Source organism: Pseudomonas sp. 14A (assembly GCF_018132745.1).
GTDB lineage: Bacteria > Pseudomonadota > Gammaproteobacteria > Pseudomonadales > Pseudomonadaceae > Aquipseudomonas > Aquipseudomonas mercuritolerans.
The window spans coordinates 91,487-115,222 of sequence record NZ_JAGRQJ010000016.1 but is presented as its reverse complement, the minus strand read 5'-3'; the positions used below and the strand labels follow the sequence as shown (position 1 = coordinate 115,222).

The window sequence follows — 23,736 nt, the reverse complement described above, 5'->3', positions numbered from 1 at the left end:
GCCGGACGAACCTGTGGGAGCGAGCCTGCTCGCGAAAGCTGATTGTCAGTCAACATCTGTGTTGAATGACACACCGCTTTCGCGAGCAGGCTCGCTCCCACAGGGTAGATCAGAGGATCTGAAAAACGCAGCGCCGATCTTAGAAGACGTTGACCGGGTAGTCGATGATCACGCGGTATTCATCTGTATCCGAATCAATCGCGCCGTAGCCGTTGCCGCCACGGTTGGTGGCCCATTGCAGGCGCACCGCGAGATCCTTGGCCTGGCCGCTTTGCACGACGTACTGCAAATCGATATCGCGTTCCCAATGTTTGGCGTTGCGGCCATCGGCGCTGTACCAGCTCGAATAGCCTGCGCTGTTAGGGTCGGCTTTGGTCAGGTCCACCGTGCCGCGCGAATATGACAGCGCCGAAGTCAGGCCGGGCATGCCGACACCGGTGAAGTCATAAGCGTACTTGAGCTTCCACGAGCGTTCGTTCGGGCCGTTGAAGTCCGAATACTGCTGCGAGTTGTCCAGGTAAACGCTGTCGCCCTGGCTGATGTAGTCGAATGGTGTGTTGCCGTTGACCCGCTGGTAGGCGGCGGTGACGCTGTGGTTGCCGATGCCGACGGTGAGATGCGCGCTCCAAGTGTTGTTGTTGATGTCGCCGAGCAGCGCATCACCGGTGTCCTGCGTGTGATAGAAGTGCACGCCCGGGTTGAGGCTGACCAGATCGTTCAGTTGCCAGGTGTAGTCGAGGTCGTAGTAGTACTGGTTCCAGATGTCCTTGAGCTCGGAGGCGTAAAGACTGCTGGTCAGGCCCTCAACTCCGCTCCAGGCCACACCGGCCCAGTTCAGGTGCTGGCTTTCGTCACCGTCGGCGAGCGAACCGTACGACGTTCCGATGCGGGTATGACCGCTCTGGTTATAGGGCTTGGTGAAACTGGCCTGGCCACCTTCGATCAACCAGCCGTCGAAGCTGTGGTTGCTCAGGCTGATGCCACGAAAGGTCTGCGGCAGCATCCGCGTGTCGCCCCCGGCAATCACCGGGTTGGTGAGGAACAGATCACCGGCCTTCAACTCGGTATCGAAGGCGCGGATTTTCAACGTGCCACCCGCCGTGGAGAACGAACCCGGCGCTTTGCCGTTGCCATCGCTGATCGGCAGGATGCTCGAACCGTCGGTCCCGCCACCACCGTCGAGTTTCAAACCGAGCATGGCGTGGGCATCGACGCCGAAGCCGACCGTGCCTTCGGTGTAGCCAGACTGGAACACGCCGAGAAAACCCTGACCCCACTCGATATTGTCGTCGGCCTTCTGCAAGCGGTTGCGATTCATGTAGTAGTTGCGGGCGTTGAGGTTGAGGCTCGAGCCTGCGATGAAGCCTTGTTGGGCAGACTCATCGGCGTGGACAGCGGGGGCAATCGTTGCGGCAATTGCAATGAACAGCGGGGTGAGGCGGACAGGGTAAAACACGTGCGGTGGGGCTCCTTGGGTCAGCGGGCCGCTCTGGTTCTTGAGCGGCTTGATGTTTCTCGTTGTTACAGACGCAGCAGACGGCTTTCAGACCACAACGAAAAAAGGCCGCTGAATGGCAGCGGCCTGGAGTGACGACGGTTGAACGGGAAGAGCCAAACAACCGCGTCGAGGGAAACCTTTCGCGGTGCGACTCAGCTGTCTTTCTCGAGCGCTTGAGCCTGGGAAGTAGCGGCCTGTGGGGATTGCGTCGCGTCTTGAGCCTTGGCCATCACTTCGGCCTGATGCTGATCGAATGCCTGTGCGCGAGCGACTTTTTGCGCGACGAACGTTTGCGATTCTTCAGCCATCGCCATCGGCGACAGGATCAATGAGGACAAAACGAATGCGCTGGCAATACCCATACTGTTGGACATCTTGAAAACCTTCTCGCTTGGCGAGTGCTGTTTGGTGCGGGCAAAGATAAGGTTGCCGAGGGTTGGGAAACAGCGTGATTTTCATAAATGACTGTTACAGCAAAAGCAAAGATCGCAGCCTTCGGCAGCTCCTACAAGGGCTTGGCGTACACCTGTAGGAGCTGCCGAAGGCTGCGATCTTTTGATCTTTTCAGACCGGAAGGTGAATGCCGAAGGTGTTCATGCCCCGGTCACTGCGCACAAACACATCCCCGCCATGCATCAGCGCAATCGCCTTGACGATGGCCAGCCCCAGGCCGTGGTTATTGCCGCTGTTGCTACGCGAGGCATCGACCCGATAAAACCGTTCGAACAACCTCGGCAGATGCTCGCTGGCAATCGGCGTCCCGGGATTGGCCACGCCAATGCTCACCTGATGTTCTTCAACTTCGATGCGCACTTCGATCACTTGACCCGGTTCGGTGTGCTGCACCGCATTGCTGAGCAAATTGATCAGCGCCCGGCGCAGATGCGCGACCTCGATCTGCACTTGCGCATCGCCGCTGACCTGCACTTCAACCTGCGCGTCTTCAAGAATGAAATCCAGATAGTCCAGCGTCGTCGCCACCTCATCAGCCAATGACGTCGAGGTCAGTTTGGTCGCCTTGTTGCCCTGATCGGCGCTGGCCAGAAACAGCATGTCGTTGATGATCGAGCGCAGCCGTTCCAGTTCTTCGAGATTGGATTGCAGCACTTCGAAATAGTGTTCGGCGGAGCGCCCGCGAGTCAGCGCGACCTGGGTCTGGCCGATCAGGTTGGTCAGCGGCGAACGCAGTTCATGGGCGACGTCGGCGTTGAACGATTCCAGCCGCGAATAGGCCAATTCGACCCGTTCCAGGGTCGAGTTGAACGACTCGACAAACTGTTCCAGTTCCGGCGGCAGCGGCGACAGGCGCAAGCGTCCGGCGCGCAGCGGTGGTGCCAGACGCTGGGCTTCCTGCGATAGTTTGATCAACGGCTTCAGACCGATTCTTGCGACCCAATAGCCCAATGCAGAGGCCAGCAGCACCCCGACAATCGCCAGACTGATCAGGGCGATGAGCAAGTGATGCTGGGTCTGATGCAGCGTCTCGGTGTCGATGCCGATCATGAAACGCAGCGGCGGGCGCTGATCCTTGGCGGGGAACTGACTGACCAGCACTTTCAGCGGGTAGGGCTGATCGGGCAGTTGCAGATCATGCATGCCCAACGGGCCATTGATGGCGGCACGAATCTGCGGCGTAAGGTTGCCGTATTCGTAGCGCGGATCACCGCTGCTGATCCAGAAACTGATGCGCTTGTCTTCCTCACCGAGCAGTTTGAGCTTGTTGTTGATCTTCACCCAATGCTCCGGCGTGCCGTAACGGCCAACGGTGGATTCGAGCACGCTGTAACGCGCATCCAGCTCGGCTTCGGGCAACAAACCCAGACCTTTGTCGACCTGCTGATACAGCGCGCCGCCAATCAACAGAAACACCACCAGCGCCACCAGCGTGAACATGCCGCTGAGGCGCAATGCAATCGAGTTACTGGACACCACGGCTCTCCAGCACATAGCCCATACCGCGAATGGTGTGCAGCAGTTTTTCGTTGAACGGCCCGTCGAGCTTGGCGCGCAGGCGTTTGATCGCGACTTCGACGACGTTGGCGTCACTGTCGAAATTGATGTCCCAGACCATTTCGGCGATAGCGGTCTTCGAAAGGATTTCGCCCTGGCGACGGGCGAGCACGCTGAGCAGGGAAAACTCTTTCGCGGTCAGATCCAGGCGCGTGCCGGCGCGGGTGGCTTTGCGGCTGATCAGGTCGATCCACAGGTCGGCGATGGTCACTTGCACCGGTTCGTGGCCGCCGCTACGGCGGGTCAGGGCTTGCAGGCGGGCAACCAGTTCGAGAAAGGAAAACGGTTTGCCGAGGTAATCGTCGGCGCCGTCGCGCAGGCCCTTGATGCGATCTTCGACGCGCTCGCGGGCGGTGAGCATGATCACCGGGGTCTGCTTGCGCGCACGCAACGCGCGCAGTACGCCGAAGCCGTCGAGCCCCGGCAACATCACGTCGAGGACGATCACCGCGTAGTCGCATTCCAGCGCCAGATGCAGGCCTTCGACACCGTCGCGGGCAAGGTCGACGGTGTAGCCCTGTTCGGTCAGGCCACGGTGCAGATAGTCCGCGGTTTTTTCTTCGTCTTCGATAATCAGAACGCGCATGACCGCCTCAGTCTGTGGTCGCCAGTGCCGTTGCGGGCGTTGGGGCTAGTGGGTGTGAGTGCCGGTGAAACAGCCGCTCGAGCCATAAGTATATGACCGGCGTGGTGAACAGCGTCAGCATCTGGCTGACCAGCAAACCGCCGACTACGGCAATCCCCAGCGGCTGGCGCAATTCGGCGCCGGTGCCGTAGCCGAGCATCAGCGGCAATGCGCCGAGCAGCGCGGCGAGGGTGGTCATGATGATCGGCCGGAACCGCGTGATGCACGCTTCGAAAATCGCCTCCTGCGGCGACAGTCCGCGCTGGCGCTGCGCCTCGAGCGCGAAGTCGATCATCAGGATGCCGTTCTTCTTGACGATGCCGATCAGCAGCACCAGGCCGATCAACGCCATGATCGAAAAGTCCTGGCCGCAGATCCACAGCATGATCACCGCGCCGAGGCCTGCCGCCGGCAGGGTCGAAATGATCGTCAGCGGATGCACGAAGCTTTCATAAAGCACGCCGAGAATGATGTACACCGCCACCAGCGCCGCCAGAATCAGCCACGGCTGGCTGGCCAGCGAACTCTGGAACGCCTGCGCCGCACCCTGGAAATTGCCGCTGATCGCGGTGGGCATGCCGATCTCGGCCTTGGCCTGGTTGAGCTGAATCACCGCATCGCCCAATGCCACGCCGGGGGCGAGGTTGAATGACATGTTGGCGGCGGGGAACATGCCGTCATGGGCAATCGACAGCGGGCCGATGGTTGGCGCGTCAAACCTTGCCAGCGCCGACAGCGGAACCATTTCCCCACTGAGTGGTGAGCGCAGGTAGAAATAGTTGAGGCTCTCGGCCTTGCCGCGTTGTTTGGTATCCAGTTCCAGAATCACGTTGTACTGATTGACCTGGGTCTGGAATTCATTGATCTGCCGTTGGCCGAACGCATCGTACAGCGCCTCGTCGACATCGCTGGCGGTCAGGCCGAAACGCGCGGCGGCGCTGCGGTCGATGCTGATATGGGTGATGCTGCCGCCCAGTTGCAGGTCGTTGGAAATGTCGCGGAATGCCGGATTGCTGCGCAGTTTTTCGGTCAGGCGCTGGGTCCAGGTGGCGAGGGTCGCGCCGTCATTGCTCTTGAGTACGTATTGGTACTGCGCACGGCTGGGGCCGGAGCTGAGGTTGATGTCCTGCCCGGCGCGCAGATACAGGACGATGCCGGGGACTTTCATCAGTTGCGGGCGGATGCGATCAATGAACTGGCTGGCGCTGACATCGCGATCGCCACGTTTTTTCAGGGCGATCCAGAAGCGCCCGTTGGCGATAGTCTGGTTGCTGCCGGAAACCCCGACCGAATGAGAAAACGCCTGCACCGCCGGATCGGCCGCGACGATTTCGGCCATGGCCAAGTGTTTTTTCACCATATCGCCGTAGGAAATATCCGCAGCGGCTTCAGTGGTGCCGAGGACAAAACCGGTGTCCTGCACCGGGAAGAACCCCTTGGGAATGAAAATGTACCCGGCGATCGCCAACGCCAGCGAAAGCCCGAACACGCCGATCATCAGTTTCTGATGGTCGAGAGCGCGACGCAGGCCTTTTTCGTACCAGCCGAGCAGGCGTTCGCTGAAGCCGGGTTTGGCATTGGCGTGATGTTCCGGCTTACGCATAAACAGCGCGGCAAGGGTTGGCGCCAGCGTCAGCGAGACCACCACGGAAATCATGATGGTCGAGGTTGCGGTCAGGGCGAATTCCTTGAACAGCCGCCCGACCACACCGCCCATGAACAGCAGCGGAATGAACGCCGCCACCAGTGAGAAACTGATCGAAACGACGGTGAAGCCAATCTCGCCGGCCCCCTTGATCGCCGCCTCGCGCATGTCATCGCCGGCCTCGAGATGGCGATGGATGTTTTCCACCACCACGATCGCATCGTCCACGACGAAGCCGACCGCGACGACGATCGCCACCAGCGTCAGGTTGTTCAGGCTGAAGCCAAGGATGTACATCAGGGCGAAACTGGCGATCAGCGAGACGCCGAGCACCGCCGAGACAATCAGCGTCGCCGACAACTGGCGCAGGAACAGCGCCATCACCGCGACCACCAGCAGGATCGCGATCAGCAAGGTGATCTCGACTTCATGCAGCGAGGCGCGAATGGTCTGCGTGCGGTCGATCAGGGTTTTCACCTGCACCGAGGCCGGCAGCATCGCTTCGAGGCCGGGCAGGGCGGCTTGAATGCGGTCGACGGTTTCAACGATGTTGGCGCCGGGCTGGCGGAAAATCACCAGATTCACACCGGGGCGATCTCCGGCCCAGGCCTGCACGTAGGCATCTTCCGCACCGTTGACGACTTTGGCGACATCGCGCAGGTGAACCGGGGCGCCATCCTTGTAGGAAACGATGAGCTCGCTGTAGTCCTCGGGGTGGAACAACTGATCGTTGGTCGAGAGCGTGGAGATGCTTGATTCGCCGTACAGCGCACCTTTAGCCAGATTAAGGCTGGTCTGCTGGATCGCCAGTCTGATATCGGCGAGGGTCAGGCCAATCGCCGCGAGTTTGTCCGCCGAAGCCTGCACGCGAATCGCCGGGCGTTGCTGACCGGTGATGTTGATCTGGCCGACGCCGTCGATCTGGCTGATCTGACGCGAGAGAAGGGTTTCCACCAGGTCGCTGAGCTCGGTGCCGGGCATCTGTGTCGAGCTGACACTGAGGATCAGCACCGGGCTGTCGGCCGGGTTGACCTTCTTCCATGTGGGCAGCGTCGGCATGTCTTTGGGCAACTTGCCGGCGGCGGTGTTGATCGCCGCCTGTACTTCCTGGGCGGCGGTGTCGATGCTTTTATCGAGGGTAAATTGCAGGGTCAGCAGGGTTGAGCCCAGCGCGCTGCTGGAGGTCATCTGGGTCATGCCGGGGATGGCGCTGAATTGCACCTCCAGCGGCGTCGCCACTGAGGAAGCCATGGTGTCCGGGCTGGCGCCGGGCAACTGTGCCGAGACCTGGATCGTAGGAAACTCCGCTTCCGGCAGTGGCGCAATCGGCAAGCGCGGGAAGGCAATTACGCCGACCAGTACCAAAGCGAACGTCAGCAAAATCGTCGCCACCGGGTGATCGATGCACCAGGTCGAGATGCCCTTGTGCGAGTTCATGGCTTGGGCTCCGCCTGCACCACTTGCGCTGGCTCGCTCATGACTTGCACGCTCGAGCCCGGTTTGAGTCGCGACTGCCCGTCGGTCACCAGCACGTCACCAGCGTTGACACCTTTGATGATGTCCTGGCCGCTGCCCTGATAAACCATTTGCACCGGCACCGCCTCGACCTTGTCGTCCTTCACGCGGTAAACAAAGTGTTGTTCGAGGCCACGCTGTACGACGGTGGGCGGAACCACCAGCGCATCTTTATCCACAGCCGTCTGAATTTTTACCGTCACCAGCAAACCCGGCCAGAGCTTCTGGCTGGCATTGGCGAATTCGGCCTTGGCGCGGATGGTGCCAGTGTTGGCGTTGATCTGATTGTCGATCAGGGTCAGCTGACCTTCGCCGAGCAGATTGCCGGTTTCGCCATCAGTATCGGCTCCGATGTACGCCTTGACCGGGGCGCGTTGCGGATCGCTGATCAGGCTCTGCAGGGTCGGCAGCATCTGCTGCGGCAGGGAGAACTCGACGGCGATCGGGTCGATCTGCGTGACGGTGAACAGGCCTTGGGTGTCGGTCATGCGCAGGAAGTTGCCTTCATCGACCGTACGAATACCGACGCGCCCGGTGACCGGGGAGCGAATCTGCGTGTAGGACAGTTGCACTTGCGCTGCATCAATCGAGGCCTGATTGCCTTGTGCCGTGGCTTTGAGCTGGTTGACCAGTGCCTGTTGCTGATCGAAGGTCTGCTTCGACACGCCGTCGTCGACGCTGAGCAGTTTGTAGCGCTTGAGATTGACCAGCGCGACCTGCAACTGCGCCTGACTCTCGCCCAACTGCGCCCGGGCCTGGTCGAGGCTGGCGCGGATCGAGCGGTCGTCGATGGTGGCGAGCAGGTCGCCTGCTTTGACCAGTTGACCTTCCTTGACCAGGATCTTCGTCAGAATGCCGTCGATCTGCGGGCGCACCACCACGCTGTGCAGCGACAGCACCGAGCCGATGCCGCTGGTGTAACGCGGCACGTCTTTGGCGCTGACCGTCACCACCCGCACCGGGATGGCAGTCGGTGTAGCCAGTTTGGCCGGCGCCGGTTTCAACGCGAACCACAGGCCGGCGGCTGCCAGCAGAATGAGGAAAGTGGCCAGCAGGATTTTGTTTTTCTGGATGGACATGCGCGGCGCCGAAGTCTGGAGTTTGGGCAGATTGACCAGTTATAAACCGGTCAGGCGGTCGGCAGGGTGACGGCTGGCTGTCAGGATTGTCAGTTTCGTTTGGATAGCTGGGGAGTAGCAGTGTGCGGCGATGGTCTTGTGTTGGATTCGCCCCTCATCGGAACGCCGCCCGCCCAGCCCTCTCCCCAAGGAGAGGGAGCCGATTTGTGGGCTTTTCGAACCTGAGTTCGACTCGGTATCCCATGTCGGCGAACCTCGAGTAAAAACCTCACCCTAACCCTCCCCAGGGAGAGGGTTAGGGTGAGGGGAAAACCGTTCAGCGCACGGTGCAAATCTTCAGATGCCGAGCCAGAGCGCACAGGTATACTGCGCGCCTTTGCGGCTCTCTGATCGGGCCGACTTTTTGTTCCCGGAGCTTTTATGACTTCCCCGACCCAACCGCCGGTTGACGACGCTGTGAGCGACGTCCCGGCTGAAGTGGCTGATGCCAGCGAAACCAAGGCCGAGATCCCGGCGTTCAAGTTCCCGTTCAAGCCGGGCGAGCTTGCCTCGGCGAAAGGCTCGAATCAGCCGTGGTACAAGAATGGCGCGAAGAATGGCCACACCAAAACCCCGGGCATGGCGCCGCCGGGTACGCGTCGGTCGATGGGCAAGCGCTGACATCGGAAAGTGATGGTGCTGGCCTCTTCGCGAGCAGGCTCGCTCCCACAGGTTTTGTGTTTGGCGCAGATCCAATGTGGGAGCGAGCCTGCTCGCGAAGGCGACAGCCGCTACACCACAAATGTCAGATCAAGCCGCGCGCAATGAAATGAACGCATAAGTCTGCGCCGGTTCCGTCACCACCTGCCCACCCGCAGCCAGTACCTGTCCGGCAACGTCATCGCCAGACAAATGAAACAGCCATTCACTGGTTCGCGCCGCCAGCGGTTGCGCGCTCACTTGGTCGATCACTGCCGCAAAGGCATCCATGTTCGGCAAGTACGCGGTGAACCCGTCGCCCTTGAGCGCCGTGGTGCGAATCCCCAACGTTGCGCAGATCGCATCCTTGAGTCTGATGTCATCCCGATCCGCCTGACGCGAACGCTGAATCAACTCCAGCAGTTCCCGATCAACCAACTCGCCGCCCACAATCAGCTCCGGCCCCTGTTCCCAGGACTCTGGCGGACAATCTTTGGCAGCAGGATTGAGCGGGATGTGCGGATTGATTTCCGCCGGGTAAATCCGGCACACCAGCGGGCGACGCTCGTAGATCCGGCAGCGCTTGTCGTCGTCAAGATTCCGGCAGGGGCCGACGTTGTAAGCGGCAAAGGTGATCGCCACGTGAACATCGGCAGTGCCACTGCGGACCACTGTCGAACGGCGCTCGGCATGTTCGCGCTGCTGCGGCGGCAGGCCCAGGCCATTGCCGAGAAACGCCTCGACCAACACGATCACCTGACCGCCATCGGCCGCCCACATGCGGGCTTCGGCGAGCGTCAGCGGGACATGGTGGTCGGTGCAGCATTTGCCGCAACCTACGCAGGAAAACGTCGTATTCATTGAGCGATCTGTCTTCAATCAGGGTGTGAAACGGTGGCGGAAAACCACCGCACAGGGCCGGGTCGAAGCAAGTAGTGCGCCATTCACTGGGGGTTGGCGGTCGGGCGAATCGAATCCCACTCGGTGACGTACGCGGTTTTCGACTGTTTGTTGTACAGACACAGCTCGCTGCCTTGCTGGCCTTTCATGTGTTTTTGCGGGTATTGGCCTTGCAGCAGAACGGCGGTGTAACCGACGCGGTCATCGAATTGCGCAGGTGTGCCGACCGGTTTGACGTTTTTCAGACCGCTGGCCTTGGTGCAACTGGCGAGCACGGTCTTGTCGTAGGCGGCCCAGGCGTCGGGGCTGGAGGCGTGGGCCTGGGAGGCCAGGGCGGTGAGGCTGAGCAGGATTGCGGTGAGGATTTTCAAATTGGGCGTCCTTGGTCGTGGGTGGCCAAGGTTGGAGTCTGCCTGAAGAGTTTTGTTGCCTGGGGCACCGCTAAAAGATCGCAGCCTTCGGCGGCTCCTTCATGGATCTGCGCCCTCCTGTAGGAGGTGCCGAAGGCTGCGATCTTTTGACTTTAATCAGTCCGGCACCAATTCCCGGCGGACCACAACCATCCCGACACTCTCATACAACCGCCGCGCCCGCAGGTTGTCCTCCAGAACCCGCAAATCGACAAAGCCCTCGCGGCGCTGTTGAAAGACGCTAAAGGCATGCAGCAACAACACCCGCCCAAGCCCCCGACCCTGCATTCGCGGGTGCACCACCAGATTCTTGATATACGCACTGGTCCAGCACTGCGCCACGCCCACCACGCCCTCGGCATCGCAGGCAATGAAACACAACGCAGGGTCGTATTCAGGGTCGCTGGCAAAGCGCTGACGCCAATCGTCCAGTGACGGCGCTCGACCGCCACCTTTCAGATGTCCAAGCTGCATCAACTGATGCACCGCCGGCGCCAGCTCCTCGCGGTAGACGGACAGCTCAACCCCGTCCGGCCACTGCGCATCCGGCACCGCTTCACTCAAGTCGCGCCGCAGCAGAAAGCAAAACGTCTCGGTCAAGACTCAGTGCCCGTTGGCCGCGACGTGCTTGGCCGCTTCGATCAGGCGTTGGGTCAGCTCCGGCGAGGAGAACTTGGTCAGCACCGCATTGGCACCGGCCAGCCGCGCCTTTTCACTGTTCATCGCGCTGTCGAGGGAGGTGTGCAGCAAGACGTACAAGTGCGCAAAGTCCGGGGTCTCGCGCAGGGTGCGGGTGAAGGCGTAGCCGTCCATTTCCGACATCTCGATGTCGGAGACGATCAGGTTGATCTGCTGCGCGGTGCCTTGCAGGTCGAGCAGGCAGTCGATGGCCTCCTTGGCACTGCGCGCGGTGTGGCATTGCAGGCCGAGGTTGCGCAGGGTGTGCACCGATTGCTGCAGCGCCACCTGGCTGTCATCGACTACCAGAATGCGCGCGTTGCCGAGCACTTCGGCGTCTTCCATGGTCAGGTCGGTCGGCGCCATTTCAATCTGCGCCGGGGCGATGCTGTGGATGACTTTTTCGATGTCCAGCACCTGCACCAGCGTGCCGTCCACCGAGGTCACGCCGGTGATGTAGGCGCGCGAGCCGCCGGAGCCGAACGGTGGCGGCTTGATGTCGGTGGTCAGGCAATGGACGATCTTGCTCACCGCCTGCACATGCAGACCCTGCTTGGAACGGCTGACATCGGTGACGATCAGGCAGCCACCGTTGGGATCCTCCAGCGGCCGCTCACCGATCGCGCGGCTGAGGTCGATCACCGACAGCGAGGCGCCGCGCAGGGAGGCGATGCCTTTGACGTGCGGGTGCGACTCCGGCAGCTTGGTCAGCGGCGGGCAGGGGATGATTTCGCTGACTTTCAGCAGGTTGATCGCCATCAGCTTGCCGCTGCGCAAGGTAAACAGCAGAAGCGAAAGTGAATCTGCGCGGGCTTTGGTGGAGGACATAAGAACCTTCTGTGGATGGGCGAGAGTGGAAATCGCCAGAAACCTTTGATGCCGGGTTATCGGCTTGAATGGGGTGGGCTTTAGTTTGTCGTCACAGATCAAAAGCCCCTCACCCCAGCCCTCTCCCGGAGGTAGAGGGGGGCCGACCGAGGTGTCGCGCGTCATACATCGACCTGAAAAAACGAGTCGATTATGGATTCGAAGAGCTTGAATCGACTAGCGCACAGGAGCCGGTCACGTTATGGATTCGGAAAATCACGTTCAGGTCGACGGAGTTCTCCAATATCCCCCAATCGGCTCCCTCTCCCTTTGGGAGAGGGCTGGGGTGAGGGGCATTTGGCTCTTGGCCGTCATCTATCAATCTTTCATCCCCAAACGCTTGGCCATCCGCCCCAGATTCGCCCGATCCACCCCCAACTCCCGCGCCGCACTCGCCCAGTTATCCTGATGACGCTCCAGCGCTGCGCTGATCAGGCGCCGCTGAAACTCATCGGTGGCACTGCGCAAATCACCACCGATCATCGGCATGGTATTGGCCAAGTCTGCATTAGAAGGCGCAACCACGTTATCCACAACCTCACGGGGCAGATCCAGATCCGCCGCGCTCAGACTCAAAATCTTCGGCCTGACCTTGCAATTGCCCAACGCCTTCAGCGCACTGCGCCCGATCAAATGCTCCAGCTCCCGGACATTCCCCGGCCAGGTGTAGGCCAGCAGCGCTTCCTGAGCATCACTGTTCAAGCGCAGGCTATTGAGGCCCATGCGCGAGCGGTTCTGCTCGAGAAAGAAACCACTGAGCAGCAACACGTCGCGCCCGCGATCACGCAGCGCCGGCACTCGCAGCGGATACACGCTCAAACGGTGATAGAAGTCGGCACGGTAGCGACCGCTGCGCACTTCTTCGGCCAGATCGCGATTGGTCGCGGCAATCAGACGCACGTCGACCTGGTGCTCCTTGTCCGAGCCCAGGCGCTGCAATTGACCGCTCTGCAATACGCGCAGCAACTTCGCCTGGACTGTCAGCGACAGCTCGCCGACTTCATCGAGAAACAGCGTGCCGCCATTGGCCAGCTCGAACTTGCCACGCCGGTCGCTGGTGGCGCCGGTGAAGGCGCCGCGCACGTGGCCGAACAGTTCGCTTTCCACCAGCGTGTCGGGGAGGGCGGCGCAGTTGAGGCTGATGATCGGTTTGTCGGCGCGCGCGGAGGCGGCGTGGATCGCTTGGGCTACCAGCTCTTTGCCGACGCCGGTTTCGCCGGTGATCAGAACAGTCAGATCACTGCCGCCGACCAGATTGATTTCTTCCACTAGACGTTTGTGCGCTTTGCTCTGGCCGATCATTTCGCGGTTCTGCTGGCCGCTGGCCTGACGGTAGACCTCGGCGCGCTGATGCTCGTCTTCGGCGCGGGTGGCCAGACGTTCGATGCGTTCGGCGGCATTGACCGTGGCCGAGGCGAGGCTGGCGAAGGCTTGCAGGGCGTCGAGTTCGATCGGCTCGAAACGCTCCGGGTCCAGTGCGTCGAGGGTGATCAGGCCCCAGAGTTTTTCATCGACGAATAAAGGACAGCCGAGGCAGTCGTGAACTTCAAGATGATCGTCGAGGCCATCAACCAAACCGTCGTAAGGATCGGGCAAGTCGCTGTCGGCGGCAAAACGCGTCGGCCCGGCGCCGGCCAGCAGAATTTCAAAACGCGGGTGCTCGCTGACCTTGAAGCGCCGGCCGAGAGTGTCGGTGCTTAGACCGTCCACCGCCAGCGGCACCAATGATTCGCCATCCAGACGCAACAACGCGGCGGCATCGCAGGGCAACAAAGCGCGCATGGCCTCGAGCAAACGCCGGTAGCGCTCGCCTTCGGGCAGTTCGCGGGACAGGTCGGCGACCAGAGGCAGCAGGGCGGTAAGCAGAGATTTGGCGATCATGATTATGTAGTCAAAGAGACAAGGTGTAGTCGCGATGACTATACGTTCATTTGTGTCGAAATGACTACGCAGATTTCAAGCTATTGAATTTAAAGGGTTAATTAGTTGGCACGAAAGCTGATATCCCTAATGCAATCTTTCAAGAAAGCGCAGGAGTCACCTTATGCTTAGCGTCCAGGATCGTGCCATCATCAAATCCACCGTGCCTCTGCTGGAAAGCGGCGGCGAGGCGTTGATCACGCATTTTTACCGCATGATGCTTTCCGAATACCCAGAGTTGCGGCCGCTGTTCAACCAGGCGCATCAGGCCAGTGGCGATCAGCCGCGTGCCTTGGCCAACGGCGTGCTGATGTACGCCCGGCACATCGATCAGCTCGACCAGTTGGGCGATCTGGTGGCGAAGATCATCAACAAGCATGTGGCCCTGCAGATTCTGCCAGAGCACTACCCGATCGTCGGAACCTGCCTGTTGCGCGCCATTTCCGAAGTGCTCGGCGAAGAGATCGCCACGCCTGAGGTGATGAGTGCCTGGGGCGCTGCGTACGGGCAACTGGCCGACATCCTGATCGGCGCGGAAACCGCGATCTATGACCAGAAGGAACACGCCGTCGGCGGCTGGCGCGGTGCGCGAGAGTTCATCGTCGCGGCGAAAGTGCAAGAGAGCGCGGAAATCACCTCGTTCTACTTCGAACCGGCAGACAAAGGGCCGATTCTTGCGGCCGAACCGGGTCAGTACATCGGCATGAAGCTGATCCTCGACGGCGAAGAAATCCGTCGCAACTATTCGCTGTCGTCACTGGCCAATAACGGTCAGTACCGCATCAGCGTCAAGCGTGAACCGAATGGCCGCGCGTCCAACTATCTGCATGATCAACTGCACGTCGGCTCGAGCATCCAACTGTTCCCGCCGTCGGGCGAATTCACCTTGGCGGCCAGCGACAAACCACTGGTGCTGATCAGTGGCGGCGTCGGTATCACCCCGACGCTGGCGATGCTGGAAGCCGCGCTGGCCACCGAACGTCCGGTGCACTTTATCCACTGCGCGCGCAATGGCAGCGTGCATGCGTTCCGTGACTGGGTCGATGGGCTGGCGGCGCGTCATCCGCAACTCAAGCGCTTCTATTGCTACGCCGAAGAGGATGGCGTCAGCCCGGCGGCGGACAAGGTCGGCCTGCTCAGCGAAGAACTGCTCGGCCAGTGGCTGCCGGCGCAGCGCGATGTCGATGCGTACTTCCTCGGGCCGAAAGGTTTCATGGGCGCGATCAAGCGGCATCTGAAAGCGTTGGGTGTGCCGGAGAAACAGAGCCGTTACGAGTTCTTCGGCCCGGCTGCTGCTCTGGAGTGATCCGAGACCGAGTTGTGTCGTTCGCGAGCAGGCTCGCTCCCACCGGATTTGCGTTCGACGCAGATCCATTGTGGGAGCGAGCCTGCTCGCGAATCTTCTGCGCGCCGCAAAAGCCATGTTGGTTAATCATTCCTTAACCGCTCTATCGTTTATTGCCCCGGTGTAGACTTGCGACAATTTCAGCCGCCGGCCGGCTGGACCATGGACTTACAAAGGAAAGGCAATGAGCGAGGAAACGATGCGGTTGGGGCGTGAGCGGCGCTATCTGGTGTTGCTGGGGATCATCTGCCTGGCGTTGATCGGCGGCGCACTTTACATGCAGGTCGTGCTCGGCGAAGCACCTTGCCCGCTGTGCATTCTGCAGCGCTATGCACTGTTGTTGATCGCCCTGTTCGCCTTCATCGGTGCGGGCATGCGCAGCCGTCGCAGCATCACCGTGTTCGAGACGCTGGTAGTGATCTGTGCGATTGCCGGGGCCGGTGTGGCCGGGCATCACGTCTATACGCAGTTCTATCCGGCGGTGAGCTGTGGCGTCGATGTGCTGCAGCCGATTGTCGATGATCTGCCGCTGGCAAAGATCTTCCCGCTGGGCTTCCAGGTCGACGGTTTCTGCTCGACGCCGTATCCGCCGATCCTCGGCCTGTCGCTGGCGCAATGGGCGCTGGTGGCGTTCGTGCTGGTGGTGATTCTGGTGCCGCTGCTGACCTCGCGTAATCGAAAAGCGCTGCGCTGAGTCAACTTCTCGGCAGAGCTGCCGATAAACAAAACGCCCCGATTTTCGTTGATGAAAATCGGGGCGTTTTGCATTTCAGAGCGTTTGTGAAAACACCGTGACGAACGGCAATGAAGCGTGCGGCAAATGTGCGACATGTTGTCACACAGGGGCTGTCGCAGGGACTCGGGAAGCGGCGGATTGGCCGCCTGTTACATAAAAACATTGGCCAGTTTTAGTGTTTTCGGGCTTGAGCACGGACGTACCAGAGCAGGCAGTTTTAACAGGCGCCGGCAGATGGGCGAAGCCCTTGGAACATCGGGCTTTGCGCCGCTCCAGCGTTTGTAGATCGGGTGCAGAGCTGTCTGATTTGAGGCGGTTACGTTGGCGGATTTTGCTGCTTTTATTGAGAAACGCTTTCGATAACTTGCGCAACTTTTGCAAAAATGGCGATGGATTGTTGCTCTGAGTGATAAAAATTATTTCGGGATAAGACATGGTGTATAGGGCGCTACCTATCTACAATCGCCCGCACTGAATTCCCGGCGCTGTTCAGCCTTTATCAAGGAACTGATCAGGAGGTCGGGTGTCGAGCGAGCCGCGAGGTTTTCAAGACACCCTGGTGTCGGTGCCTTTCCAATTTTCCGCACCAAATGGAATTGGTCTGTAACAAGGCCTTTGACCACGAATTCGAATAAGAACTGAACGCTGTCCCAAGGTTTTGTCGAGCGTGTAACGCGCGACGGGCGGCCCTTATTCAATCCAAAGAAAATGCCAACCCTTGGCAGGGTGAAGTGTTGGCGATCAAAACCCAACTGCATTGCGCAAGCTGCTTTAGAGGTCGTGAGATGAGTAAAAACAGGTACCCCAGATTACTAGGCCTAGTGCCGCTGCTCGGCACGTTGTTGCTGGGAGGCTGCAACATGACCTTGCTCAATCCAACGGGCCAGGTCGGCCTGGAACAGCGCAACCTGATCATCACCGCCACGCTGCTGATGCTGTTGGTCGTCGTGCCGGTCATCATCATGACCTTCCTGTTTGCCTGGAAGTACCGCGCTTCGAACAAGAACGCCGTCTACACGCCGAAGTGGTCGCACTCGACCAAGATCGAAGTGGCCGTATGGACCATCCCGGTGCTGATCATCATCGCCCTGGGTTACATCACTTACATCTCGACTCACGAGCTGGACCCGTATCGTCCGATCGAGTCTGACGTCAAGCCGGTGACCATCGAAGTCGTCGCGCTGGACTGGAAGTGGCTGTTCATCTACCCGGAACAAGGCATTGCCACGGTCAACAAGATCGTGTTCCCGGCGCACACGCCAATCAACTTCAAGATCACCTCCGATGCCGTGATGAACTCGTTCTTCATCCCGGGCCTGGGCGGCCAGATCTACGCGATGGCGGGCATGCAGACCAAGCTGCACCTGATCGCTGACCGCAACGCTGAGATGGACGGTATCTCCGCCAACTACAGCGGTGCCGGTTTCACCGGTATGAAATTCAAGGCTATCTCCACCACTCAGGAAGATTTCGACGCCTGGGTAAGTGAAGTCAAGAAGTCGCCTAAACAGCTTGATCAGGCTGAATACGCGGCCCTGGCCAAACCGAGCCAGAACAACCCAGTCGAACTCTACTCGTCGGTCACGCCGAACCAGTTCCAGATCATCGTCGACAAGTACGAAGGTATGAAGCCGGGCAAGCCGCTGAAGCACGAGAAGAAAGAGAAAGAAGTGGCGGCCACGGATATTGACGCGGGTTCGCATTCAGCTGCCGGGGCAGAGGAGTAAACGATGTTTGGTAAATTAAGTTGGGAAGCAGTCCCATTCCACGAGCCGATCGTGATGGTGACCATCGCCATGATCGCCCTCGGCGGTCTGGCGCTGTTCGCTGCGATCACTTACTTCAAGAAGTGGACGTACCTGTGGACCGAGTGGCTGACTTCGGTCGACCACAAGAAAATCGGCGTGATGTACATCATCGTCGCCATGGTCATGCTGCTGCGCGGCTTTGCCGACGCGATCATGATGCGTACCCAGCTGGCCATGGCCACCGAGGGTTCGCCTGGCTACCTGCCACCTGAACACTATGACCAGATCTTCACCGCTCACGGTGTGATCATGATCATCTTCATGGCGATGCCATTCTTCACCGGCCTGATGAACCTTGCAGTGCCGCTGCAGATCGGCGCGCGTGACGTTGCGTTCCCGTTCCTGAACTCCCTGAGCTTCTGGCTGCTGGTGTCCGGCGTTGTGCTGATCAACCTGTCGCTGGGTATCGGTGAATTCGCCAAGACCGGTTGGGTTGCGTATCCGCCGCTGTCGGGTCTGCAATACAGTCCTGGCGTGGGTATGGATTACTACATCTGGGCGCTACAGCTATCCGGATTGGGTACGACGTTAACCGGGGTCAACTTCCTCGCGACCGTACTGAAAATGCGTACCCCTGGCATGAAACTGATGGACATGCCGATCTTCACCTGGACCTGCACCTGGGCAAACGTTCTGATCGTGGCTTCGTTCCCGATCCTGACCGCTACCCTGGCACTGCTGACCCTTGACCGTTACATGGATTTCCACATTTTCACCAATGAACTTGGTGGCAATCCGATGATGTACGTCAACCTGTTCTGGGCCTGGGGCCACCCTGAGGTTTACATCCTGATCCTGCCGGCATTCGGCATCTTCTCGGAAGTGATCTCGGCGTTCACCGGCAAGAAACTGTTCGGCCATCACTCGATGATCTACGCCTCGGGCGCGATCTCGGTACTGGGCTTCATGGTCTGGCTGCACCACTTCTTCACCATGGGTTCGGGTGCAAGCGTCAACGCCTTCTTCGGTCTGGCGACGATGCTGATTTCCATCCCGACGGGTGTGAAGCTGTTCAACTGGCTGTTCACCATCTACCAGGGCCGTCTGCGCTTCACCAGCCAGGTAATGTGGACTCTGGGCTTCATGGTGACCTTCGCCATCGGCGGCATGACCGGCGTACTGCTGGCCATCCCGGGTGCTGACTTCGTGCTGCACAACAGCCTGTTCGTGATCGCGCACTTCCACAACGTGATCATCGGCGGTGCGGTATTCGGTTACATCGCTGGCTTCGCGTTCTACTTCCCGAAAGCGTTCGGCTTCAAGCTGCACGAAGGCTGGGGTAAAGCAGCGTTCTGGTTCTGGATCTCGGGCTTCTTCGTCGCGTTCATGCCGCTCTATGCACTGGGCTTCATGGGCATGACCCGTCGTCTGAACGCCACCACCAACCCTGAGTGGGTACCGTACCTGTACGTTGCCATGTTCGGTGCGGTGATGATCGCTGTCGGTATCGCCTGCCAGCTGATCCAGCTGTACGTCAGTGTGCGTGACCGCAACAAGCCAGAGAACGTTTGCGATCACGGTGACCCGTGGAATGCACACACCCTGGAATGGTCGACCTCGTCGCCACCACCGTTCTACAACTTCGCTGTGCTGCCTAAGGCTGACTGCATCGACCCGTTCACCGAAGCCAAGGAAAACGGTACTGCGTACCAGCGTCCGGCCAAGTACGAGCCGATCCACATGCCGAACAACACCGCCACTGGCGTGGTGATGGGCGCGCTGTTGACCGTCTTCGGTTTCGCGATGATCTGGCACATCTGGTGGCTGGCGATCGCGAGCCTGGTGGGCACCGTCGTTTACTTCGTGATCCACGCTGCACGTGACGACCAGGGCTATATGGTTCCGGTTGAAACGATCGAGCGTATCGAAGCCGAGCAGCACAAGCGTCTGGTCGCGGCAGGGAAAATCCCGGCCAATGCCACCCGTGTTGAAACCTCGTTGGAACAGGCTTAAACCATGTCGAACTTAGTGACCAATGTTGGACACGCCCATGGTGACCATGGGCACGATGACCATCACCACGACTCGGGCGAGATGACCGTATACGGTTTCTGGCTCTACCTGATGACCGACTGCATTCTGTTTGCGTCGATCTTCGCGGTGTACGCAGTACTGGTAAACAACGTTGCCGGTGGCCCGTCGGGCCACGACATCTTCGAACTGCCATACGTGCTGGGCGAAACCGCTCTGCTGTTGTTCAGTTCGATCACCTACGGCTTCGCCATGCTGGCGTTGTACAAAGGCAAGAAGCAGGCGGTCCTGGGCTGGTTGTTCATGACCTTCCTGCTCGGCGCGGGCTTCATCGCCATGGAGATCAACGAGTTCCACCTGCTGATCTCCGAGGGCTTCGGTCCTAGCCGTTCGGGCTTCCTGTCGGCGTTCTTCACCCTGGTCGGTACCCACGGTCTGCACGTTTCGGCCGGTCTGATCTGGATGGGCATCATGATGTATCAGGTCAACAAGCATGGCCTGACGTCGACCAACAAGACCCGTCTGAGCTGCCTGAGCCTGTTCTGGCACTTCCTGGACGTGGTCTGGATCTGCGTCTTCACCGTTGTTTACCTGATGGGGACTCTGTAATGGCTAATGCACACTCCCATGACAGCCACGATGCTGGCCACGGCAGCGTCAAGTCGTACGCCATCGGCTTCATCCTGTCGGTAATCCTGACCGTCATTCCGTTCGGTCTGGTGATGTACCCGACCCTGCCGAAGTCGACGACGCTGGCAATCGTTCTGCTGTTCGCAGTGATCCAGGTGATCGTTCACCTGTATTACTTCCTGCACCTGGACCGTTCCATTGCACAACGTAACAACGTGATCGCATTCGTCTTTACGGCGATCGTGATCGTGCTGCTGGTTGGCCTGTCGCTGTGGATCATGTTCAGCATCCACACGTACATGATGGCGAAGTGAGGTAGACCCGATGTCGCTCAAGCACTTTATCCAAATCACCAAACCGGGGATCATTTTCGGTAACGTGCTTTCTGTGGCAGGCGGGTTCTTCCTGGCCTCGAAAGGGCATGTCGATCTGGCGGTGTTTCTGGCCGCCATGATCGGTACTTCCCTGGTCGTGGCCTCCGGTTGCGTGTTCAACAACTGCATCGACCGCGACATCGACCTGAAGATGGAACGCACCAAGAACCGTGTGCTGGTCCAGGGCCTGATCTCCCTGAAACTGGCCCTGGTTTACGCGACCATTCTGGGTGTTCTCGGCGTTGCCTTGTTGTACAAGGTGGCCAACCCGTTGGCTGCCTTGTTCGCAGTAATCGGCTTCATCATCTATGTCGGCTTCTACAGCCTGTACCTCAAGCGCAAGTCGGTTCATGGCACGCTGGTGGGCAGTCTGTCGGGCGCCATGCCGCCAGTGATCGGTTACGTTGCCGTGACCAACAGCTTCGACATGGCCGCACTGACCCTGCTGGTGATGTTCAGCCTGTGGCAGATGCCGCATTCCTACGCCATCGCGATTTTCCGTTTCAACGATTACCTGGCCGCATCGATTCCGGTACTGCCAGTGAAACGCGGCATTCAAGTGGCGAAGAAGCACATCCTGCTCTACATCCTGGCGTTCCTCGTGGCGACCTTGATGCTGACCTTCAGCGGCTACGCCGGCATGAGCTACCTCGCCGTCGCCGCCGCCATGGGCATGTACTGGCTGTACATGGCCTGGACCGGCTACAAGGCAGTTGATGACACCGTCTGGGCACGCAAGCTGTTCGTGTTCTCGATCTTCACCATCACTGCGTTGAGCGTCATGATGTCCCTGGACTTCAAGGTACCGACAGAGCTGCTGCTGACGTACGCGCCGTAAGGTTCGCAAGCTTCAGGAAAAACCCCGCACGTTGAGAGATGTGCGGGGTTTTTTGTTGGCTGGCCTGGAGTGTGCCGATTTGCCTGCTCCTTGGCCCAACAGCTTGTGGTGGCGGCTTGAGGGGTGTGTGACTAATGCGACGTTTATGTAAGTGGTGAGGCAGTCACACGCCTCATAAATTCATCGAACAACGGAACGGTGAATGCTATCAGTGCGTACTCGGGACTGTAGATCATGCCCTTTTTGATCAGGCTATCGCGTACGGGGCCCAGGCTCGTAGCGTTTCGCCCCAGCGCTTTGGCTACGTCAGCAGAGCGTTGCGGTCCCTCTCCCAACTCGGCAAGGCAACGCATGTAGTCCCTTTCAGCCGGCGTGGTGCGATCAAAGCGGACCCTGAAAAACGACTCGTCAAGTTTACGGATGCTTTCCTCTGTCGCTGCCTGCGCATCGGCCTCGGTTATGGTCGGTGCTTTGGCAATGTTCCAAGCGGTATAGCCCCACTCCTGCAAAAAATAGGGATAGCCGTGGGTTTTTTCAAAAATCTCACGCAATGCGTCGTCAGAGATACTGGCGCCTTCTTCTTCAACAGGATCACGCAAGGCTTTCCAGGCATCTGTCTCTAAGAGAGCGCCCAGACGAGGAAATTCGAATAGTCGCTCCGCATAACTTTTCGCATCGCCTGCTTGGCCCGCAAGCTGTGGAAGACCCGCGCCAAAAAGAATCAGAGGGAGAGCTGCCTGGTTGACCGCGTGGATGCCGCGGATAAGCGCGCCAAGCTCATCTTTGGAAAGATACTGTAATTCATCAATCAAAATGGCGACTGGTTTCCCTGCGTCCCTCGCGGCCTCCGCTGTTGCTATCAGAACGTCACGGAGATCATCTTCCAGATTGCCACTGTCGGCATAGCCGGCTTCGGAGTCTCCGCCAAGCGTAACTTCGGCCCCGCCCGCCGCGATGGTGATATTGCCGATAAAGCTACGAAGTATGCGTATCCCTCTTTTGACCGTCTCGACCGTGTTCTGCACTCGATCCAAACGCAACAGCACGCGGCGTAACACCGGAATCAAGAGCTGTTTCAACTCCGCACCGTCATGGGCCTCCTGCATTTCGGCGAGATAACCCAATGCCAAAGCTCGATCTTTGATCTGATTCAGAAGTACCGTTTTTCCGACACCGCGTAGGCCCAATATCATCAAGGATTTTGCGTGCTTGCCGCGCTTTGTGCGAGCCAATGCAGTCTCTGCCGTTTCGAGTACTTCCGATCGGCCCGCTAATTCGGGTGGGGAAACACCTGCTCCGGGGTTGAAGGGGTTGGTATTCTTGTCCACAGCTAGATCTCATACGGAATTATTCATGGTTATAGCGGAAAGCACCTATAACCGCAAATAAGTAGCTAAGTGCTTAGCCACGGGTTGGATTGTCTGTCGCTTTTCAGGACATTAGGTTTGCTATCGGATGGACACAATCGTAGCGATATGCCCCGCCGACTGGCATTAGTGTGGCGGGAGAGCCGAAGTGCTTTGAAACTGGCCTTTGTATTGGCTGGTTGCGCAGTTCAAGTAAAAGACCTAGATTTGGATCCAAATATGTCAACGGCATGCCAGTGAGTCTGATGCGGCCCTCATCTGGCTAAACAAATTGGCTTAACTCAAAAAGGCTGGGCGCAATGACCGAACGGATGACCTGCGATGAGCGCTTTATCGCCCTGGCCAAAGAACTCAACTACGACATCTATGGCGAGAACACCGCCGGTGGCAATTACGCGCCGCTGATCCGTCATCACGATGAGCTGTACATCAGCGGCATGGTGCCGCGGGTCAATGGCAAGGTCCTGTATCCCGGTCGCGTGGGGCTGGAATTGAACCTCAAGGATGCGCAAGCCGCCGCAAGCATCAGCGCCATGCGTTGCCTGGCGCTGATCGTCGATGCGGTCGGTTCGCTGGACAAGATTCGCGCGTTGTTGCGGGTCACGGTGTATGTGAAGTCGACTGCTGACTTTGTCGACCTGAGCGAAGTGGCCAACGGCGCTTCGGATGTGTTCAGCCATGTGCTGGGCGATGCCGGACGGCATACACGTACGACCATCGGCGTGTATCAGTTGCCGAAGAATGCGGCGATTGAAGTGGACATGATTGCGGCGTTGCATCCTTCGGCTTGAGGGGGGTAGCGGTTTGCCCTCACCCTAACCCTCTCCCGGAGGGAGAGGGGA

General features: G+C 59.2%; 21 protein-coding genes. 9 read left to right on the top strand and 12 right to left on the bottom strand.

What is annotated here, in order from left to right; translation table 11 throughout:
- Positions 1-139: 139 nt before the first annotated feature.
- The 6 genes from PS14A_RS20410 to PS14A_RS20385 all read right to left on the bottom strand — a co-directional run bounded on the left by PS14A_RS20410 (position 140) and on the right by PS14A_RS20385 (position 8,372).
- Entirely contained in the window at positions 140-1,456 is a 1,317-nt protein-coding gene (locus tag PS14A_RS20410) for an OprD family porin (protein ID WP_212617095.1), read from the bottom strand.
- A 194-nt stretch (positions 1,457-1,650) separates the two neighbouring features.
- Positions 1,651-1,872, bottom strand: coding sequence for a hypothetical protein (locus tag PS14A_RS20405; RefSeq protein ID WP_122693152.1), 222 nt, complete (start codon positions 1,870-1,872; stop codon positions 1,651-1,653).
- A 190-nt stretch (positions 1,873-2,062) separates the two neighbouring features.
- Positions 2,063-3,427 (bottom strand): heavy metal sensor histidine kinase, encoded by a 1,365-nt coding sequence (locus tag PS14A_RS20400; protein ID WP_110603077.1) that lies wholly within the window; start codon positions 3,425-3,427, stop codon positions 2,063-2,065.
- On the bottom strand, positions 3,417-4,094 hold the full coding sequence (locus tag PS14A_RS20395) for a heavy metal response regulator transcription factor (protein ID WP_016773287.1): 678 nt from the start codon (positions 4,092-4,094) through the stop codon (positions 3,417-3,419). The genes PS14A_RS20400 and PS14A_RS20395 overlap by 11 nt, the downstream gene beginning before the upstream one ends.
- Positions 4,095-4,101: 7 nt before the next feature.
- Positions 4,102-7,215 carry a multidrug efflux RND transporter permease subunit gene (locus PS14A_RS20390; protein ID WP_212617094.1) on the bottom strand — a complete coding sequence of 1,038 codons (3,114 nt, stop codon included), beginning with the start codon at positions 7,213-7,215 and terminating at the stop codon, positions 4,102-4,104.
- Positions 7,212-8,372 carry an efflux RND transporter periplasmic adaptor subunit gene (locus tag PS14A_RS20385; RefSeq protein ID WP_137214125.1) on the bottom strand — a complete coding sequence of 387 codons (1,161 nt, stop codon included), beginning with the start codon at positions 8,370-8,372 and terminating at the stop codon, positions 7,212-7,214. Before PS14A_RS20385 ends, PS14A_RS20390 begins: the two co-directional genes overlap by 4 nt.
- Before the next feature lie 420 nt (positions 8,373-8,792).
- On the opposite strand from PS14A_RS20385, the gene PS14A_RS20380 reads away from it, so the two are divergent.
- On the top strand, positions 8,793-9,032 hold the full coding sequence (locus PS14A_RS20380) for a hypothetical protein (protein ID WP_016773292.1): 240 nt from the start codon (positions 8,793-8,795) through the stop codon (positions 9,030-9,032).
- Positions 9,033-9,161: 129 nt separating this feature from the next.
- Here PS14A_RS20380 and PS14A_RS20375 read toward each other — a convergent pair whose 3' ends face one another.
- The 5 genes from PS14A_RS20375 to norR all read right to left on the bottom strand — a co-directional run bounded on the left by PS14A_RS20375 (position 9,162) and on the right by norR (position 13,786).
- A complete protein-coding gene (locus PS14A_RS20375; protein ID WP_212617093.1) occupies positions 9,162-9,911 on the bottom strand; it encodes a YkgJ family cysteine cluster protein in 750 nt (249 codons plus the stop codon).
- 83 nt (positions 9,912-9,994) lie between these two features.
- Positions 9,995-10,321 (bottom strand): hypothetical protein, encoded by a 327-nt coding sequence (locus PS14A_RS20370; RefSeq protein ID WP_137214122.1) that lies wholly within the window; start codon positions 10,319-10,321, stop codon positions 9,995-9,997.
- A gap of 156 nt (positions 10,322-10,477) precedes the next feature.
- On the bottom strand, positions 10,478-10,960 hold the full coding sequence (locus PS14A_RS20365) for a GNAT family N-acetyltransferase (protein WP_212617092.1): 483 nt from the start codon (positions 10,958-10,960) through the stop codon (positions 10,478-10,480).
- Positions 10,961-10,963: 3 nt separating this feature from the next.
- On the bottom strand, positions 10,964-11,866 hold the full coding sequence (locus PS14A_RS20360) for a chemotaxis protein (RefSeq protein WP_016773296.1): 903 nt from the start codon (positions 11,864-11,866) through the stop codon (positions 10,964-10,966).
- Between the two features lie 357 nt (positions 11,867-12,223).
- Complete coding sequence (gene norR, locus PS14A_RS20355; RefSeq protein WP_212617091.1) at positions 12,224-13,786, bottom strand: nitric oxide reductase transcriptional regulator NorR; 1,563 nt, start codon at positions 13,784-13,786, stop codon at positions 12,224-12,226.
- Between the two features lie 163 nt (positions 13,787-13,949).
- Here norR and hmpA point away from each other — a divergent pair, with 163 nt between their 5' ends.
- From hmpA to cyoE, 7 genes are all read left to right on the top strand, one after another.
- Positions 13,950-15,131 carry an NO-inducible flavohemoprotein gene (hmpA, locus tag PS14A_RS20350; protein ID WP_212617090.1) on the top strand — a complete coding sequence of 394 codons (1,182 nt, stop codon included), beginning with the start codon at positions 13,950-13,952 and terminating at the stop codon, positions 15,129-15,131.
- 223 nt (positions 15,132-15,354) lie between these two features.
- Positions 15,355-15,864: a disulfide bond formation protein B gene (locus PS14A_RS20345; protein WP_016773299.1), complete on the top strand. Its 510-nt coding sequence runs from the start codon at positions 15,355-15,357 to the stop codon at positions 15,862-15,864.
- A gap of 827 nt (positions 15,865-16,691) precedes the next feature.
- Positions 16,692-17,633 (top strand): ubiquinol oxidase subunit II, encoded by a 942-nt coding sequence (gene cyoA, locus PS14A_RS20340; protein ID WP_130911219.1) that lies wholly within the window; start codon positions 16,692-16,694, stop codon positions 17,631-17,633.
- 3 nt (positions 17,634-17,636) lie between these two features.
- Positions 17,637-19,667 (top strand): cytochrome o ubiquinol oxidase subunit I, encoded by a 2,031-nt coding sequence (gene cyoB, locus PS14A_RS20335; RefSeq protein ID WP_016773302.1) that lies wholly within the window; start codon positions 17,637-17,639, stop codon positions 19,665-19,667.
- Positions 19,668-19,670: 3 nt separating this feature from the next.
- Positions 19,671-20,294 carry a cytochrome o ubiquinol oxidase subunit III gene (gene cyoC / locus PS14A_RS20330; protein WP_016773303.1) on the top strand — a complete coding sequence of 208 codons (624 nt, stop codon included), beginning with the start codon at positions 19,671-19,673 and terminating at the stop codon, positions 20,292-20,294.
- On the top strand, positions 20,294-20,629 hold the full coding sequence (gene cyoD, locus PS14A_RS20325) for a cytochrome o ubiquinol oxidase subunit IV (RefSeq protein ID WP_011335842.1): 336 nt from the start codon (positions 20,294-20,296) through the stop codon (positions 20,627-20,629). Before cyoC ends, cyoD begins: the two co-directional genes overlap by 1 nt.
- A 10-nt stretch (positions 20,630-20,639) precedes the next feature.
- Positions 20,640-21,527 carry a heme o synthase gene (gene cyoE / locus PS14A_RS20320; RefSeq protein ID WP_016773305.1) on the top strand — a complete coding sequence of 296 codons (888 nt, stop codon included), beginning with the start codon at positions 20,640-20,642 and terminating at the stop codon, positions 21,525-21,527.
- A gap of 143 nt (positions 21,528-21,670) precedes the next feature.
- On the opposite strand, the gene PS14A_RS20315 is transcribed toward cyoE, so the two are convergent.
- The gene (locus tag PS14A_RS20315) at positions 21,671-22,855 is read right to left on the bottom strand and encodes an ATP-binding protein (protein ID WP_130911222.1); all 1,185 of its coding nucleotides are present in this window, start codon (positions 22,853-22,855) and stop codon (positions 21,671-21,673) included.
- A 338-nt stretch (positions 22,856-23,193) separates the two neighbouring features.
- Here PS14A_RS20315 and PS14A_RS20310 point away from each other — a divergent pair, with 338 nt between their 5' ends.
- On the top strand, positions 23,194-23,685 hold the full coding sequence (locus tag PS14A_RS20310; RefSeq protein WP_137214115.1) for a RidA family protein: 492 nt from the start codon (positions 23,194-23,196) through the stop codon (positions 23,683-23,685).
- Positions 23,686-23,736: the final 51 nt, after the last annotated feature.